The organism is Streptomyces sp. LX-29 (genome assembly GCF_029541745.1).
GTDB lineage: Bacteria > Actinomycetota > Actinomycetes > Streptomycetales > Streptomycetaceae > Streptomyces.
Window position 1 is genome coordinate 904624 of sequence record NZ_CP089746.1, and the last position, 17861, is coordinate 922484.

Below are 17861 nucleotides of genomic sequence, written 5' to 3' on the forward strand. Positions count from 1 at the left end.
CGCCTCGCCACCGAGGCGGGAGTGGCGCACGGGGCCGGCGGGACGCCGCCGGCCCCGATGCCCGGCATCAACGACCGGCGCCCTCCACCACTCGCGCCCACTCGTCCAGCAGCGCCTTCGCCGAGGCGTCGTCCGGGCCCTCGGCCCACAGGTGCGTGACCGCCTCGGAGGGGTCGGGCAGCACCATCACCCAGCGGCCGTCAGCCTCGACCACCCGCACCCCGTCGGTGGTGTCCACCGACCGGTCCCCCGCCGCCTCCACGACATGCCGCATCACCAGGCCCTTGACCGCCCAGGGCGTCGCCAGGCTGCGCCGCAGCACATGGGCCCGCGGAATGCGGTCGTCGATCTGGCTCAGCGTCAGCTGCGTACGGGCCACCAGGCCGACCAGCCGGGCGAAGGCGGCGGCCCCGTCGAAGACGCTGCTGAACTCAGGAACGATGAAGCCACCGCGCCCGTCCCCGCCGAAGATGGTGTTCTCCGATCGCGCCACCCGGGTCAGATCGTCGGCCGCCGTCGTCGTCCACTCCACCTGGGTGCCGTGGTACGCGGCCACCTGCTCGGCGATGCGGGTCGTGGTGACGGGCAGCGCCACCCGGCCGCTGCGCCGCTCGGCGGCGATCAGATCGAGCATGACCAGCAGGGCCCGGTCGTCCTCCACGATCCGGCCCCGCTCGTCGACCAGGGAGATCCGCTCGCCCACCGGGTCGAAGCGCACTCCGAAGGCCGCGCGGGCGGAGGCGACGATCTCGCCCAGCCGCACCAGCCCGGAGCGCCGGGCCTCGGCGGTCTCCGTGGGTCGCGATTCGTCCAGGCCCGGGTTGATGGTGAGCACGTCGACGCCGAGCCGGCCGAGCAGGCTGGGCAGCACCAGCCCGGCGCTGCCGTTCGAGGCGTCCACCACGACCTTGAGCCCCGACTCGGCGATGCCCGTGGTGTCCATGGCCCGCAGCAGGGTGCCGGTGTAGGAATCGAAGACGCTCGCCGGGAAGCTCAGGTCGCCGATCTCCCCGGGAAAGGCCCGGCGGTACTCCTGACGTGCGAAGACCCGGTCCAGCTTGCGCTGGCCACCGGCCGACAGATCCGCGCCCCGCTCGTCGAAGAACATGATGTCGACGGAGTCGGGGATGCCGGGAGAGGTACGGATCATGATGCCGCCGGCGCTGCCGCGCGCGGTCTGCTGGCGGGCCACGGGCAGCGGCACGTTCTCCAGGTCACGCACATCGATGGCGCTGGCCTGGAGGGCGGAGATCACCGCCCGCTTGAGCGCTCGCGCGCCGCGCGAGTGGTCGCGCGCCGTGGTGACGGTGGCGCCCTTCTTCAGGGTGGTCGCATACGCCCCGGCCAGCCGCACCGCCAGCTCCGGGGTGATCTCCACATTCAGGATCCCGGAGACGCCACGCGCGCCGAACAGCTGCGCCTGGCTGCGGGACTCCCAGATGACGGAGGTGTTGACGAACGCGCCCGCCTCGATGGTCTTGAACGGATAGACCCGGACGTTGCCCTGGACGATCGATTCTTCACCGACGAGGCACTCATCGCCGATGACGGCGCCGTCCTCGATCCGCGCGGCCCGCATGATGTCGGTGTTCTTACCGATCACACAGCCGCGGAGATTGCAGTGCTGCCCGATGTAGACGTTGTCGTGCACGACGGCCTTGTGCAGAAACGCGCCGCTCTTCACGACGACGTTGGAGCCCACCACCGTGTGCTCGCGGATCTCGACGTCCCCTTCGACCTTGGCGTAGTCACCGATGTAGAGGGGGCCGCGGAGCACGGCCTCAGGGTGCACCTCGGCCCCTTCGGCGACCCAGACACCCGGAGAGATCTCGAAGCCGTCGATTTCGACGTCGACTTTTCCCTCGAGCACATCGGCCTGAGCCTTCACATAGCTCTCGTGGGTGCCCACGTCTTCCCAGTAGCCCTCGGCGACATAGCCGTAGACGGGCTTGCCCTCCTTCATGAGCTGGGGGAAGACATCGCCGGACCAGTCCACGGGAACGTCGGCCTCGACATAGTTGAAGACCTCGGGCTCCATGACATAGATGCCCGTATTGACGGTGTCCGAGAAGACCTGGCCCCAGGTGGGCTTCTCCAGGAAACGCTCGACCCGGCCCTGCTCGTCGACGATGGTGATGCCGAACTCCAGCGGATTGGGCACACGCGTCAGACAGACGGTGACCAGCGCGCCCTTCTCCTTGTGGAAATTGATCAGCTGGGTGAGGTCGAAGTCCGTGAGAGCATCCCCGGAGATAACGAGAAAGGCGTCGTCCTTCAACGCCTCTTCCGCGTTCTTCACACTGCCGGCGGTGCCGAGCGGCTTCTCCTCGTTGGCATAGGTGAGCTCCATGCCGAGCTCTTCGCCGTCCCCGAAATAGTTCTTCACGAGGGAGGCGAGAAACTGGACGGTCACCACGGTCTCCGTCAGACCGTGCCGCTTGAGCAGCCTCAGGACATGCTCCATGATCGGTCGGTTCGCGACCGGCAGCAGCGGTTTGGGCATGCTCGAGGTCATGGGGCGAAGGCGGGTGCCCTCGCCCCCTGCCATCACGACGGCCTTCATGTCGGAAGCGTCCTCCTCGCAGAGACGACGGTCATGCCGACTTCCCCGCCCGGACAAGGCCCGTGATGACCGTGAGGGGGATCAGGGCCTCTACCGCGCCACTACGGTGCGCTCAGTCGGCCGGTGGGGTCCGCCTTCAGCAGACGACGGACCTGAACCACATACAGGATTCCTGCCCACCAATAGAGGGTTGTACCCCATCCGGCGAACGCCCATCCGAAAATCGCCGCGAGAGAGTGAAACCAGCCGTCTCCGTCGCTCAACAGGAGCAATGGGAACGCGTACATCAGGTTGAAGGTGGCGGCCTTGCCCAGGAAGTTCACCTGCGGCGGCGGATAGCCGTGCCGGCGGAGGATGCCCACCATGACCAGCAACACCAGGTCGCGAACGAGCAGGATGGCGGTCAGCCAGAGCGGCAGGATGCCCCGCCAGGTCAGCCCCACCAGCGTCGACAGAATGTAAAGCCGGTCGGCGGCGGGGTCGAGAATGCGGCCGAGACTGCTGACCTGGTTCCAGCGGCGGGCGAGCTTACCGTCGAGATAGTCAGTGACACCGCTGAACGCGAGGAGAAGCAGGGCCCAGGCATCGCAGTTCGGGCCGCCGAACTCGGGCCAGAGGATCAGCCACAGGAAAAGCGGCACACCGACCAGGCGCGCCATGCTGAGGATGTTCGGGATGGTGAGGACGCGGTCGGTCTGGACGCGCGTCTCCTGGACCTCCACCCGGGGGCCTCCTGTGGAATGGTGCCAATGATGCCCCATGACTTTACCTGTGCGGTCCACCGGACCGCACCGGGCCCCCGGTGAAGCCGGGACCGTGGCTATGGATCAAAAGCCGGGGCCCGAGGGGTGTGTCATCGAGCGGACAACAAAAAGACCCTGGCGGGAACGGAGTTCCCGCCAGGGTCTGAATAATTGTTCGGCGGCGTCCTACTCTCCCACAGGGTCCCCCCTGCAGTACCATCGGCGCTGAAAGGCTTAGCTTCCGGGTTCGGTATGTAACCGGGCGTTTCCCTAACGCTATAACCACCGAAACACTATGAAACACATCAACCGGATATACCTGGTTGTGGCTTCAGAACCAACACAGTGGACGCGAGCAACTGAGGACAAGCCCTCGGCCTATTAGTACCGGTCAACTCCACCAGTTACCTGGCTTCCATATCCGGCCTATCAACCCAGTCGTCTACTGGGAGCCTTACCCCATCAAGTGGGTGGGAGTCCTCATCTCGAAGCAGGCTTCCCGCTTAGATGCTTTCAGCGGTTATCCCTCCCGAACGTAGCCAACCAGCCATGCCCTTGGCAGAACAACTGGCACACCAGAGGTTCGTCCGTCCCGGTCCTCTCGTACTAGGGACAGCCCTTCTCAAGACTCCTACGCGCACAGCGGATAGGGACCGAACTGTCTCACGACGTTCTAAACCCAGCTCGCGTACCGCTTTAATGGGCGAACAGCCCAACCCTTGGGACCGACTCCAGCCCCAGGATGCGACGAGCCGACATCGAGGTGCCAAACCATCCCGTCGATATGGACTCTTGGGGAAGATCAGCCTGTTATCCCCGGGGTACCTTTTATCCGTTGAGCGACGGCGCTTCCACAAGCCACCGCCGGATCACTAGTCCCGACTTTCGTCCCTGCTCGACCCGTCGGTCTCACAGTCAAGCTCCCTTGTGCACTTACACTCAACACCTGATTGCCAACCAGGCTGAGGGAACCTTTGGGCGCCTCCGTTACTCTTTAGGAGGCAACCGCCCCAGTTAAACTACCCACCAGACACTGTCCCTGATCCGGATCACGGACCGAGGTTAGACATCCAGCACGACCAGAGTGGTATTTCAACGATGACTCCACGAACACTGGCGTGCCCGCTTCACAGTCTCCCACCTATCCTACACAAGCCGAACCGAACACCAATATCAAGCTATAGTAAAGGTCCCGGGGTCTTTCCGTCCTGCTGCGCGAAACGAGCATCTTTACTCGTAATGCAATTTCACCGGGCCTATGGTTGAGACAGTCGAGAAGTCGTTACGCCATTCGTGCAGGTCGGAACTTACCCGACAAGGAATTTCGCTACCTTAGGATGGTTATAGTTACCACCGCCGTTTACTGGCGCTTAAGTTCTCAGCTTCGCCCCGTCGAAACAGAGCTAACCGGTCCCCTTAACGTTCCAGCACCGGGCAGGCGTCAGTCCGTATACATCGCCTTACGGCTTCGCACGGACCTGTGTTTTTAGTAAACAGTCGCTTCTCGCTGGTCTCTGCGGCCACCACCAGCTCAGGAAGCAAGTTCCCTCACCAGCAATGGCCCCCCTTCTCCCGAAGTTACGGGGGCATTTTGCCGAGTTCCTTAACCATAGTTCACCCGAACGCCTCGGTATTCTCTACCTGACCACCTGAGTCGGTTTAGGGTACGGGCCGCCATGAAACTCGCTAGAGGCTTTTCTCGACAGCATAGGATCATCCACTTCACCACAATCGGCTCGGCATCAGGTCTCAGCCTTACATGTGCGACGGATTTACCTACCGCACGGCCTACACCCTTACCCCGGGACAACCACCGCCCGGGCTGGACTACCTTCCTGCGTCACCCCATCACTCACCTACTACAAGTCTGGTTCGTCGGCTCCACCACTCCCCTTCACCCGAAGGATCCAGGACGGCTTCACGGACTTAGCATCGCCTGATTCGATGTTTGGCGCTTCAAAGCGGGTACCGGAATATCAACCGGTTGTCCATCGACTACGCCTGTCGGCCTCGCCTTAGGTCCCGACTTACCCTGGGCAGATCAGCTTGACCCAGGAACCCTTAGTCAATCGGCGCACACGTTTCCCACGTGTGAATCGCTACTCATGCCTGCATTCTCACTCGTGAACCGTCCACAACTCGTTTCCACGGCTGCTTCACCCGGCACACGACGCTCCCCTACCCATCCCAGCAGACGTTGGTCCTCACGCTGGAATGACATGACTTCGGCGGTACGCTTGAGCCCCGCTACATTGTCGGCGCGGAATCACTTGACCAGTGAGCTATTACGCACTCTTTCAAGGGTGGCTGCTTCTAAGCCAACCTCCTGGTTGTCTCTGCGACTCCACATCCTTTCCCACTTAGCGCACGCTTAGGGGCCTTAGTCGATGTTCTGGGCTGTTTCCCTCTCGACCATGGAGCTTATCCCCCACAGTCTCACTGCCGCGCTCTCACTTACCGGCATTCGGAGTTTGGCTAAGGTCAGTAACCCGGTAGGGCCCATCGCCTATCCAGTGCTCTACCTCCGGCAAGAAACACACGACGCTGCACCTAAATGCATTTCGGGGAGAACCAGCTATCACGGAGTTTGATTGGCCTTTCACCCCTAACCACAGGTCATCCCCCAGGTTTTCAACCCTGGTGGGTTCGGTCCTCCACGAAGTCTTACCTCCGCTTCAACCTGCCCATGGCTAGATCACTCCGCTTCGGGTCTTGGGCGCGCTACTCAATCGCCCTATTCGGACTCGCTTTCGCTACGGCTTCCCCACACGGGTTAACCTCGCAACACACCGCAAACTCGCAGGCTCATTCTTCAAAAGGCACGCAGTCACGACCGTGCTCCGAAGAACACGGCGACGCTCCCACGGCTTGTAGGCACACGGTTTCAGGTACTATTTCACTCCGCTCCCGCGGTACTTTTCACCATTCCCTCACGGTACTATCCGCTATCGGTCACCAGGGAATATTTAGGCTTAGCGGGTGGTCCCGCCAGATTCACACGGGATTTCTCGGGCCCCGTGCTACTTGGGAAATGAGCAAGCAAGCCGCAAAGATTTCAGCTACGGGGGTCTTACCCTCTACGCCGGGCCTTTCGCATGCCCTTCGCCTATCCATGCGGTTTCTGACTCGCCCAACAGCCGGCAGACTGCTGAAGCTCACTCCCACAACCCCGCATGCGCAACCCCTGCCGGGTATCACACACATACGGTTTAGCCTCATCCGGTTTCGCTCGCCACTACTCCCGGAATCACGGTTGTTTTCTCTTCCTGCGGGTACTGAGATGTTTCACTTCCCCGCGTTCCCTCCACATACCCTATGTGTTCAGGTATGGGTGACAGCCCATGACGACTGCCGGGTTTCCCCATTCGGACACCCCCGGATCAAAGCTCGGTTGACAGCTCCCCGGGGCCTATCGTGGCCTCCCACGTCCTTCATCGGTTCCTGGTGCCAAGGCATCCACCGTGCGCCCTTAAAAACTTGGCCACAGATGCTCGCGTCCACTGTGCAGTTCTCAAGCAACAACCAGCCACCCGTCACACACCACTCAAAGATGATGCTTCACCGGGGCCGGCACCCGAAGGAACAAGCTCTACGCTCGCACCCTCAGACACCCAACAGCGTGCCCGACACTCCCAGCCACCATGCACCGTGTTCCACGCCGAAGCAGTACTAACAGTCACAGCAGACCAAGTGTGCCGAGTAGTCAACGTTCCACCCATGAGCTAACCGTGCGAGACATTCGCTCGCAGTCGGCCATGTGCTCCTTAGAAAGGAGGTGATCCAGCCGCACCTTCCGGTACGGCTACCTTGTTACGACTTCGTCCCAATCGCCAGTCCCACCTTCGACGATTCCCTCCCACAAGGGGTTGGGCCACCGGCTTCGGGTGTTACCGACTTTCGTGACGTGACGGGCGGTGTGTACAAGGCCCGGGAACGTATTCACCGCAGCAATGCTGATCTGCGATTACTAGCGACTCCGACTTCATGGGGTCGAGTTGCAGACCCCAATCCGAACTGAGACCGGCTTTTTGAGATTCGCTCCACCTCGCGGTATCGCAGCTCATTGTACCGGCCATTGTAGCACGTGTGCAGCCCAAGACATAAGGGGCATGATGACTTGACGTCGTCCCCACCTTCCTCCGAGTTGACCCCGGCAGTCTCCTGTGAGTCCCCATCACCCCGAAGGGCATGCTGGCAACACAGAACAAGGGTTGCGCTCGTTGCGGGACTTAACCCAACATCTCACGACACGAGCTGACGACAGCCATGCACCACCTGTACACCGACCACAAGGGGGGCTACATCTCTGCAGCTTTCCGGTGTATGTCAAGCCTTGGTAAGGTTCTTCGCGTTGCGTCGAATTAAGCCACATGCTCCGCCGCTTGTGCGGGCCCCCGTCAATTCCTTTGAGTTTTAGCCTTGCGGCCGTACTCCCCAGGCGGGGAACTTAATGCGTTAGCTGCGGCACGGACAACGTGGAATGTCGCCCACACCTAGTTCCCAACGTTTACGGCGTGGACTACCAGGGTATCTAATCCTGTTCGCTCCCCACGCTTTCGCTCCTCAGCGTCAGTATCGGCCCAGAGATCCGCCTTCGCCACCGGTGTTCCTCCTGATATCTGCGCATTTCACCGCTACACCAGGAATTCCGATCTCCCCTACCGAACTCTAGCCTGCCCGTATCGAATGCAGACCCGGGGTTAAGCCCCGGGCTTTCACATCCGACGTGACAAGCCGCCTACGAGCTCTTTACGCCCAATAATTCCGGACAACGCTCGCGCCCTACGTATTACCGCGGCTGCTGGCACGTAGTTAGCCGGCGCTTCTTCTGCAGGTACCGTCACTTTCGCTTCTTCCCTGCTGAAAGAGGTTTACAACCCGAAGGCCGTCATCCCTCACGCGGCGTCGCTGCATCAGGCTTTCGCCCATTGTGCAATATTCCCCACTGCTGCCTCCCGTAGGAGTCTGGGCCGTGTCTCAGTCCCAGTGTGGCCGGTCGCCCTCTCAGGCCGGCTACCCGTCGTCGCCTTGGTAGGCCATCACCCCACCAACAAGCTGATAGGCCGCGGGCTCATCCTGCACCGCCGGAGCTTTCCACCACCAACCATGCGGTCAGTGGTCGTATCCGGTATTAGACCCCGTTTCCAGGGCTTGTCCCAGAGTGCAGGGCAGATTGCCCACGTGTTACTCACCCGTTCGCCACTAATCCCCCACCGAAGCGGGTTCATCGTTCGACTTGCATGTGTTAAGCACGCCGCCAGCGTTCGTCCTGAGCCAGGATCAAACTCTCCGTGAATGTTTTCCCGTTAATCGGGTGCACACTCGCGTTGAGCGGAACAGGTAGGAGGAATAGTCCCACCCGTTCACAGCGTCCTCGCTGTGTTTTTTCTTCAAAGGAACCTCGTCATCGGGCCGTGATGGCCCTTCGACGGGGTATCAACATATCTGGCGTTGACTTTTGGCACGCTGTTGAGTTCTCAAGGAACGGACGCTTCCTTCGGTCCCACTGTACTGATTAGATCCAGTACCGGGCCCTCCGGGCGCTTCCCTTCGGTGTTTCACACTCTATCAGGGCTTTTCCCTCGCTCTTCACCACTCTCATCTGCAGGCATGCAGAAGTGGATCTGAGATTCGGATCTTGCATCTGAATGAGCGCCGCTCCCGTAGCCACCGCATCGAGTGCGGTGTCGCTTCCGGGGCAGGCATCTGACAGTACAGCTCTCGCTGAGTCGAGGCAAATCGAATCCGCCGCTTGCGGGCTGTCGAGAGACGACACTTCATGCGGAATCCGCAGTTCCTATGACTTACGCTTCTGGACAGTACGCCGTCCGGGACACGGAGTGACGGCCACGAGATCGATCTCCACCCCTGGGAGGCCTCCCATGACCACCGTGACGTCCCCGATCGCCGGACGCGCCATCGGACTCGCGGCAGTGCCCGACCCGGTGTTCTCCGGCGCGATGGTGGGCCCCGGCACCGCGATCGACCCGGTGCGCGAGCCGTCCGAGGCGGTGGCCCCCGTCGACGGCATCGTGGTCTCGCTCCACACGCACGCGTTCGTCGTCGTCGACCCGGAGGGTCACGGCGTCCTCACGCACCTGGGCATCGACACCGTGCAGCTCAACGGCGAGGGCTTCGAGCTGCTGGTGCACAAGGGCGACACGGTGACCCGGGGCCAGGCCCTCGTCCGCTGGAACCCGGCCGCGGTCGAGGCGGCCGGCAAGTCCCCGATCTCCCCGGTCGTCGCGCTGGAGGCCACCGCCGAGGTCCTCGGCGACCTCCGTGAGGACGGCGATGTGAAGCCCGGGGACACTCTCTTCACCTGGCGTTGAGCCGCGCGCCGGGCTGACGGCGAGTACGACATCCACCGCGGCGGCGCGGGCGCGATCCGCCGCAACGACCGGAGACGGGTGACATGGAGACAACGCTGCGGGGCGTCGGTGTGAGCCACGGTGTGGCGATCGGCGAGGTGCGGCATATGGGGACGGCCGTCCTGGAGCCGCCCGCGAAGCAGATTCCGGCGGATGAGGCACCGCGCGAGCAGGGGCGGGCGCGTAAGGCCGTCGAAGCGGTCGCGGCCGACCTCATCGCCCGTGGCAACCTGGCGGGCGGCGAGGCGCAGCACGTCCTGGAGGCCCAGGCCCTGATGGCCCAGGACCCGGAGCTGATGGCCGACGTCGAGCGTCGTGTCACCGTGGGCAGCACCGCCGAGCGCGCGGTGTACGACGCCTTCGCCGCGTACCGGGCGCTGCTGGCCGGTGCCGGAGAGTACCTGGCCGGGCGGGTCGCGGACCTGGACGATGTGCGGAACCGGATCGTGGCGCGGCTGCTGGGTGTGCCGATGCCGGGTGTGCCGGACAGCGACGAGCCGTATGTGCTGATCGCGCGGGACCTGGCGCCCGCGGACACCGCCCTGCTGGACCCGACGCTGGTGCTGGGCTTCGTCACCGAGGAGGGCGGGCCGACCAGCCACAGCGCCATCCTCGCCCGCGCCCTGGGCGTCCCCGCCGTCGTCGCCCTGCCGGGTGCCAGTGAGATCACCGAGGGCACCGTCGTCGCCGTCGACGGCAGCACCGGCGACCTCTTCGTGGAGCCGAGCGGGGCCAAGCGCGCCGAGCTGGCCAAGGCCGCCGAGGAGCGCAGGGCGGCGTTGGCCGCCTCCAGCGGTCCCGGTGCCACGTCCGATGGTCACAAGGTGCCGCTGCTGGCCAACATCGGTGGCCCGGGAGACGTGCCGGCCGCGGTGGAGGCCGGGGCGGAGGGCGTGGGCCTGTTCCGCACCGAGTTCCTCTTCCTCGACGACAGCAAGAACGCCCCCTCCCGGGACAAGCAGATCCAGTCCTACCGCAGCGTCCTGGAAGCCTTCCCCGAAGGCCGCGTGGTGGTACGCGTCCTGGACGCCGGCGCCGACAAACCACTGGACTTCCTCACCCCCACCGACGAACCCAACCCCGCACTCGGCGTCCGCGGCCTGCGCACCCTCCTGGACCACCCCGACATCCTGGCCACCCAACTCACCGCCCTGGCCGAAGCCGCCGAAGGACTCCCCGTCCACCTCGACGTCATGGCCCCCATGGTCGCCGACCGCCACGACGCCCGCGCCTTCGCCGACGCCTGCCGCACCGCCGGACTCAACGCCAAATTCGGCGCCATGGTCGAGATCCCCTCCGCCGCCCTGCGCGCCCGCTCCCTCCTCCAGGAAGTCGAGTTCCTCTCCCTGGGCACCAACGACCTCGCCCAGTACACCTTCGCCGCCGACCGCCAGGTCGGCGCCCTCTCCCGCCTCCAGGACCCCTGGCAACCCGCCCTCCTGGACCTCATCGCCCTGGCCGCCGACGCCGCCCGCACCGAAGGCAAGAGCTGCGGAGTCTGCGGCGAAGCCGCCTCCGACCCCCTCCTGGCCTGCGTCCTGACCGGCCTCGGCGTCACCAGCCTGTCCATGGGCGCCACCGCCATCCCCTACGTCCGCGCCACCCTCGCCAACCACACCCTCGCCCAATGCGAACGCGCGGCAGCCGCCGCCCGCGCCACCGACACCGCCGACGAAGCACGCCGCGCCGCACAAGCGGTCCTCTCCGGGGAGTGAGCCCGGCCGTCTGACGGGTCACGACCACGGTCGTCCGGGGGCGTGTCCCCGCACCAGGGGTGCGGGGACACGCCCCCGCGTCGTCTCACTCCTCTCCCCCGGACTCCCGCTCGTCCCGCTCCTCTTTCTCTCCCGCTTCCGGTGCCCGGTCCGGCTCGGCGCGCTCCTCGGGGCGGGGCAGGAGGAAGCCCGCGGCGTACTCCACCCCGTGCTCGGGCGGGATGGGCTCTCCGGTGTCGGCGTCCGTGCAGTAGGCCGTGAAGACCTCGCCCTCGGAGAGGGGGCGCAGCCAGCCGGCGTGCAGCACCCAGCCGCGGACCCGGTCCGGCTCGCCGGGGACGGTGGAGCGCAGCACGATGCCGCCGGGGCTGTCGGTGGCGATGGCCACCGACAGCACGGTGCTGAAGACGGCGGCCTCGGCCTCGACCAGTCGCGGTGAGGCGTCCGCCGGGTGCTCGACGTGGAGGACGGCGTTGAGCGGGCCGCCGGCCGCGGGGACGCTGCACACGTAGTGGTGCACGCCGGGCCCCGCCGCCGCGAGGAGCTCGCGCAGGGCCGCGGAGGCACGGCGGAAGGCGGCGTCGGCGGCGTCCGCCCCACAGTCGGCGCAGTCGCCGAGGCGGGACAGCAGCGCCGTGGCGTACTCCGCGGTGGCCTGTTGCTCCGCCGCCTCGATGAGTCGGGAGACGAGGAGCTCGACGGGCTGGCCGGCGTAGGGCACGGTGGGGCCGGCGGCGGCGAGCTCGGCGACATAGCGGGTGCGGCTGTCGGGGTGGTCCGGGTCGAGCCCGGCGTCCTCGCAGAACTCCTCGTACTCGACGGGGTCGAACAGGGCGACGGTGATGTGCACCTGCCGGGCGGCGAGCTCGCGGAGCAGCCCGTCCATCTGGCGGAGGTAGACGGCGTGGTCGGTGAAGCCGAACGTCGCGTACCGCCGCATGGCGGCGAAGTCCTCGGCGTCGGTCAGCAGGCCCACGGTGCTGGGCACCTCGCGACGCAGTGCGCGCCGCGAGGTGCCCGGCCTTCGGGACCGGCCGGGTGGTTGCGGACCGTGATGATGTTCGCCGCCGTTCCTGGTGTGTGCCATGGCTCCCCCTCAGCGTCGGTCGACCAATGCTCACTCACCGTAATCGAGGGCACTGACAACGCAGGGTGACCGTGGCGCGGCGCCGGGGCCCGGCGGCCGAGTGGGCTGTTCGACCGGGGCCCGGTCGTCGGGCCCCGGTCGAACGGCGGGGTTCAGTCGGCGGCGCGCTCCCGGGCGATGCGCTCGTAGAAGCGCACCAGCTCCATGTCGTCGACGGAGCCGGGGTTGACCGCCTTGTCCAGCGGGGTGCCCTGCATCAGCCGCTTGACGGGCACCTCGATGCGCTTGCCGGTGAGGGTGTGCGGCACGCCCGGCACCTCGATGATCTCGTCCGGGACGTGCCGTGGGGAGAGCTGCTCGCGGATGGTGCGCTTGATGCGGTCGCGCAGCTCGTCGTCGAGGGAGACGCCCGGGGCGAGGTGGACGAAGAGCGGCATCCAGTAGCCCCCGTCGGGCTGTTCGACGCCCAGGACGAGGGACTCGCGGATCTCGGGGAGGCGCTCGACGACCTCGTAGATGTCGGCCGAGCCCATGCGGACGCCCTGCCGGTTGAGGGTGGAGTCGGAGCGTCCGTGGATGACGACGCTGCCGCGCGAGGTGAGGGTGATCCAGTCGCCGTGCCGCCAGACGCCCGGGAACATCTCGAAGTAGCTGTCGCGGTAGCGGCTGCCGTCGGGGTCGTTCCAGAAGTGGATCGGCATGGAGGGCATGGGGCGGGTGACGACCAGCTCGCCGACCTCGTCGACCAGCGGCTTTCCCTGGGGGTCCCAGGCCTGGAGGTCGACGCCCAGCGCGGGCGCCTGGAGCTCGCCGATGTGGACCGGGAGGGTGGGCACGGCACCGGCGAAGCAGCTGCACACGTCGGTGCCGCCGCTGACGGAGGCGATCCACATGTCCCCGCTGGTCGCCACGAACTCGTCGTGGAGCCAGCGGAACCCGTCGGGCGGGAGCGGCGAGCCGGTGGTGGCGACGCAGCGCACGCGCGAGAGGTCGAAGTCGCGCCCCGGGTGCACGCCGGCCTTGCGGCAGGCCATCACATAGGCGGCGGAGGTGCCGTAGAGGGTCGCGCCGGTGCGCTCGGCGATCCGCCACTGGGCACCGGTGTCGGGGTGGCCGGGGCTGCCGTCGTAGAGCACGACGGTGGCGCCGACGAGCAGGCCGGAGACGAGGAAGTTCCACATCATCCAGCCGGTGGAGGTGTACCAGAAGAAGCGGTCGCCCGGCGCGAGGTCGCAGTGGAGGCCCAGCTGCTTGAGGTGTTCCAGCAGGATGCCGCCCTGCGACTGGACGATGGCCTTCGGCAGCCCGGTGGTGCCGGAGGAGTAGAGCACCCACAGCGGGTGGTCGAAGGGCACCTGCTCGTAGACCGGCGCCGCCTTCTCGGCCGTCACCGCGGCCCAGTCGAGCGCGCCGTCGGGGGCGGGGGTGCCCAACAGCGGGATGTGGACGACCGCGCGGAGCGTGGGCAGCTCGCGGCGCAGCTCGGCGACGGTCTCCGTACGGTCGTGCTCCTTGCCGCCGTAGCGGTAGCCGTCGACGGTGAACAGCACGACGGGCTCGACCTGCTGGAAGCGGTCCAGAACGCTGCGTGCGCCGAAGTCGGGGGCGCAGGAGGTCCACACGGCGCCGACGGCCGCGGTGGCCAGCAGCGCGACGGTGGCCTGGGGGATGTTGGGGAGGTAGCCGCTGACCCGGTCGCCGGGGCCCACCCCGAGGCGGCGCAGCTGCGCGGCGACCGCGCCGACCTGGTCGCGCAGCTCGGCCCAGCTGACCGGCACCGGCTCATGGGTCTCGTCGACGCACAGCAGTGCCGGGGTGTCGGCGCGGTCCGGGTCGTCGGCGGTGCGCAGCGCGTGCTCGGCGTAGTTGAGGGTGGCGCCGGGGAACCAGGTCGCCCCCGGCATCTCGGCACCGGCCAGCGCCGTCTCGTAGGGATGGGTGAGCCGCACTTCGAACCACTCCGCGACGGCCTGCCAGAACCGGTCGAGTTCCTCCACCGACCAGCGGTGCAGCGCGGCGTAGTCGGCGGCCGGGCCCTCCAGGCCGGTGAGACCGCCCAGGGTGCCCGGCCCGCCCTGCCCGCTCGCCCCGGACCCCGCGGCCGGGGCGCCGTGCCGCTCGGCCGCCCACTGCTGGAAGCGGGTGAGCTGGGCGCGGGCGATCCGGTCCGGGCCGGGCTGCCAGAGAGGCTCCGGTTGCTGGGCGGGCTGCGGTGCGGCGGTCGTCATCTTCGGCTCCCGGACTGGACGGCGGTACGCGTCGTGGGCGGCACCGCGCCATGTGCGGGGTGTGCTGCTGACGCGGCTCAGCCAGACGATGCCATGCGATCACCGCACACACCAGGGCCGCCGCCACACAGGGAGACATGGCGCGATGTGCGCTACCCGTGGGTGAACGGGAGCTGAACGGTGCACGGTCCGCCCTTCGGCAATGGCAGGCTGAGCAGCATGGATGCGCGTGACCTGGTTCGGACGGTGAGGTCTGTTGGGACGGCTCAAGGACTGCGTTCGGTGCGCTCGGCGTGGCGGCGCAGCCGCGCCGACGCGGTCGGACTACCGCCTCACGGCCCGGAGCGCGCCCGGGTTCCGGGGGTGGCGCTGACGGCGGAGCCCGCGCCGGGTGGCGGGGTGGTGCGATTCGCGCGGTCGACGCTGCGGGTGCGGGTGGCCGCGGGCGGCGCCGTCTTCTGCGGCTGGGACGGCGCCGGCCCCGAACCCTCGTACGCCCTCGCGGGTCCCTGCCCGGACGCGGACGAGCGGGCCGTTCTGGAGCCCGACACCGACGGGGGCTGGCGGGTCGTCTCCGAGCGGGTCACGGTGGTCGTCTCCCGGCTCGGCGCGGTCGAGGTCCGCACTCCCGGCGGCGTGGTGCTCCGCCGCGACCTGCCGCCGCGATGGTGGGAGCCGGCCGGGGACGTCCCGGCGGGCCGGACGGGTCGATCCGTCGGGCGGGCGAACCGGCCGACCGACCGGGCGGAGGCGGCGACCGCGCGTGGGGGCGTGTCGGCCGGGCGCGCGGAGGGCACGACGACCGGCGCGGGCCGCGCGGCCGGGGCCGCCGACGGCGCGACGGAACAGGCGACGGTGCGCCGCCGGCATCCGGTCGCGGTGGGGGACGGCCGCCGCGCGGGAGAGGCCCGCGTGGGGGAGGCCATAGAGAGCCGCGACCGCGCGGAAGGCGACGGAACACGGAGGCACCACGCGGAAGCGGACGAGGCGCGGGGCGACCGTCCGGGGGCCGTCGGGCGTACGGCTGTCGCCCATGACGACCGCGCGGGGAGCGTGGTGGACCCCGGTGCCGTGCCCGACGACCGCGCGGGGGCTACCACCGGATCCGACGCCGGTCACGCCCCGGCGTCCGCCGAAACCGACGCGTCCGCCGAAACCGGTGAGGCCGCCGAAACCGGTGCGAGCTCCGACGTCGGGGCTGCCGTCGAGGGCGGGGCCGGGCGGGCGCGTTGGGTGCAGCGGTCCGAGGTGGCGGCGGACGCACGGTTCTTCGGGCTGGGCGGACGGTCGCGGGGGCCGCGGCTGCGCGACGGGTCGTACCGGCTCTGGAACACGGACCCGGGCGGCAGCTTCGAGCCGGGTGACGATCCGCTGTACCTGACGATGCCGGTGCAGCTGGTGGTGGCGGACGCGGGCACCCATCTGGTCTTCCACGACAACAGCTGGGACGGCGTGGTCACCCTGCGCGAGGGTGAGGAGGGCGCGGGTTCGGGCCACGACCGTCCGGGCGCCTGTCAGGTGCGCATGGACGGCGGGCCGCTGCGCTACTGGGTGATCGTGGGCACCCCGGCGCGGGTGCTGCACGGCTGGACGGCGCTGACCGGCGCGCCGGCGGTCCCTCCGGGCTGGGCGCTGGGCTACCACCACGCGCGCTGGGGGTTCGGCGACGAGCGCGAGGTGCGGCGGGTGGTGGCGGGCTATCGGGAGCGCGACCTGCCGCTGTCGGCGCTGCACCTGGACATCGACCACTACCGCGGTCACCGCGTGTTCACCGTCGACACCGAGCGGTTCCCGGATCTGCCGGGGCTGGCGGCGGAGCTGCGCGCCGAGGGGGTGCAGCTGGTGTCGATCATCGACCCGGCGGTGAAGCTGGAGCCGGGCAACGAGACGTACGACGCCGGAGTGGCGGCGGACGCGTTCGTGCGGGACGCGCGCGGCCGCGTGGTGCGCGGCGTGGTGTGGCCGGGTGAGGCGGTCTTCCCCGACTTCACCGATCCGCGGGTGCGCACATGGTGGGGCGGGCTGTATCCGGAGCGGCTGGCTCAGGGGTTCTCCGGCTTCTGGCACGACATGAACGAGCCGGTGTCGTTCGCGGCCTTCGGCGACCCGACGCTGCCCCGCTCGGCCCGGCACGCGTTGGAGGGGCACGGCGGCGACCACCGCGAGGCGCACAACGTGTACGCGTTGGCGATGGCCCGCGCCGGGTACGAGGCGCTGCGCGAGCTGCGTCCGGCGGAGCGCCCGTTCCTGTTCTCCCGCTCCGGTTGGGCGGGCATGCAGCGCTACGGCGGCAGTTGGTCCGGGGACGTGGCGACCGGCTGGGCGGGGTTGCGCGCCTCGCTGGCGCTGGTGCTGGGGCTGGGACTGTGCGGAGTGCCGTACTCCGGGCCGGATGTCGGCGGGTTCACCGGCTCGCCCTCTCCTGAGCTGTATCTGCGCTGGTTCCAGCTGGCCTCGTACCTGCCGCTGTTCCGTACCCACTCGGCGGTCTTCGCGGGGCGGCGCGAGCCGTGGGAGTTCGGTCCGCGGGTGCTGGAGCACGCGACCGCGGCGCTGCGCGAGCGCCGACGGCTGCTGCCGTACTTCGTCACCCTCGCGCACGTGGCGCGGCGCACCGGGGCCCCGTACGCCCGCCCGGTGTGGTGGCGGTGGCCGCAGGACCGGGCGTTGCGGGACTGCGAGGACGCGTTCCTGCTCGGCGACTCGCTGTTGGTGGCGCCGGTGCTGGAGGAGGGCGTGGAGCGGCGTGCGGTGCGGTTGCCGCGCGGCCGCTGGTACGACACGGCGACCGGCCGCGCGTACGAGGGTCCGGGCCGGGTGTGGCTGGACGCCCCGCTGGCGCGGGTCCCGGTGCTGGCCCGCGCCGGTTCCGTGGTGCCGGTGGCGGGGCCGGACGGCGGGGTCGAGCTGGAGGTGTGGACACCTGCCCCGGGGCGCACCGGCGGCGGGATGCTGATCACGGATTCCGGCGACGGCTGGGAGCCGCCGACCGTCGCCCGCTTCACCACCCGGCTGCGGGGCGGTGACGTGGTGGTGGAGCAGCAGGGGTCACAGGAGGTGACGTACCCCTTCCGCGTGCGCGGCTAGCCGGTGGCCCGCGCGGAGCGAGGTCTCGGGGCCGGGTGAGGTGAGGGGGCGGACGTGTCGGGCGGCG

7 protein-coding genes and 3 rRNA genes are annotated in these 17861 nt (G+C 67.9%); 3 read left to right on the forward strand and 7 right to left on the reverse strand.

The annotated features are described in order from the left end of the window. Window positions 1–67 precede the first annotated feature (67 nt). The 5 genes from LRS74_RS04030 to LRS74_RS04050 all read right to left on the reverse strand — a co-directional run bounded on the left by LRS74_RS04030 (window position 68) and on the right by LRS74_RS04050 (window position 8602). A complete protein-coding gene (locus LRS74_RS04030) occupies window positions 68–2563 on the reverse strand; it encodes a mannose-1-phosphate guanyltransferase (protein WP_277739679.1) in 2496 nt (831 codons plus the stop codon). Between the two features lie 101 nt (window positions 2564–2664). Then, window positions 2665–3285, reverse strand: a complete 621-nt coding sequence (locus LRS74_RS04035; RefSeq protein WP_277739680.1) for a CDP-alcohol phosphatidyltransferase family protein — start codon at window positions 3283–3285, stop codon at window positions 2665–2667. 194 nt (window positions 3286–3479) lie between these two features. Further along, window positions 3480–3596: ribosomal RNA gene (rrf, locus tag LRS74_RS04040) — 5S ribosomal RNA — on the reverse strand. 71 nt (window positions 3597–3667) lie between these two features. After that, window positions 3668–6789 (reverse strand): 23S ribosomal RNA (locus LRS74_RS04045). Between the two features lie 285 nt (window positions 6790–7074). Continuing rightward, window positions 7075–8602, reverse strand: a 16S ribosomal RNA gene (locus LRS74_RS04050). The 16S, 23S and 5S rRNA genes sit together here, the layout of an rRNA operon. Before the next feature lie 586 nt (window positions 8603–9188). Between LRS74_RS04050 and LRS74_RS04055 the strand changes: the two genes are divergently transcribed. Together LRS74_RS04055 and ptsP are read left to right on the forward strand one after the other, a co-directional pair. Then, window positions 9189–9638, forward strand: a complete 450-nt coding sequence (locus tag LRS74_RS04055; RefSeq protein ID WP_277739681.1) for a PTS glucose transporter subunit IIA — start codon at window positions 9189–9191, stop codon at window positions 9636–9638. An 83-nt stretch (window positions 9639–9721) separates the two neighbouring features. Then, window positions 9722–11392 carry a phosphoenolpyruvate--protein phosphotransferase gene (ptsP, locus tag LRS74_RS04060; protein ID WP_277739682.1) on the forward strand — a complete coding sequence of 557 codons (1671 nt, stop codon included), beginning with the start codon at window positions 9722–9724 and terminating at the stop codon, window positions 11390–11392. An 85-nt stretch (window positions 11393–11477) separates the two neighbouring features. On the opposite strand, the gene LRS74_RS04065 is transcribed toward ptsP, so the two are convergent. Continuing rightward, window positions 11478–12479, reverse strand: a complete 1002-nt coding sequence (locus tag LRS74_RS04065; RefSeq protein ID WP_277739683.1) for a hypothetical protein — start codon at window positions 12477–12479, stop codon at window positions 11478–11480. Between the two features lie 152 nt (window positions 12480–12631). After that, window positions 12632–14707 carry an acetoacetate--CoA ligase gene (locus tag LRS74_RS04070; protein WP_277739684.1) on the reverse strand — a complete coding sequence of 692 codons (2076 nt, stop codon included), beginning with the start codon at window positions 14705–14707 and terminating at the stop codon, window positions 12632–12634. Between the two features lie 219 nt (window positions 14708–14926). On the opposite strand from LRS74_RS04070, the gene LRS74_RS04075 reads away from it, so the two are divergent. Continuing rightward, window positions 14927–17794, forward strand: a complete 2868-nt coding sequence (locus LRS74_RS04075) for a glycoside hydrolase family 31 protein (protein ID WP_277739685.1) — start codon at window positions 14927–14929, stop codon at window positions 17792–17794. Window positions 17795–17861 lie beyond the last annotated feature (67 nt).

Coding starts and splice junctions, on each gene's coding strand:
- LRS74_RS04065 (WP_277739683.1), bottom strand. CDS start 12,479: ATGGCACACACCAGGAACGGCGGCGAACATCATCACGGTCCGCAACCA.
- LRS74_RS04070 (WP_277739684.1), bottom strand. CDS start 14,707: ATGACGACCGCCGCACCGCAGCCCGCCCAGCAACCGGAGCCTCTCTGG.
- LRS74_RS04030 (WP_277739679.1), bottom strand. CDS start 2,563: ATGAAGGCCGTCGTGATGGCAGGGGGCGAGGGCACCCGCCTTCGCCCC.
- LRS74_RS04075 (WP_277739685.1), top strand. CDS start 14,927: ATGGATGCGCGTGACCTGGTTCGGACGGTGAGGTCTGTTGGGACGGCT.
- LRS74_RS04055 (WP_277739681.1), top strand. CDS start 9,189: ATGACCACCGTGACGTCCCCGATCGCCGGACGCGCCATCGGACTCGCG.
- ptsP (WP_277739682.1), top strand. CDS start 9,722: ATGGAGACAACGCTGCGGGGCGTCGGTGTGAGCCACGGTGTGGCGATC.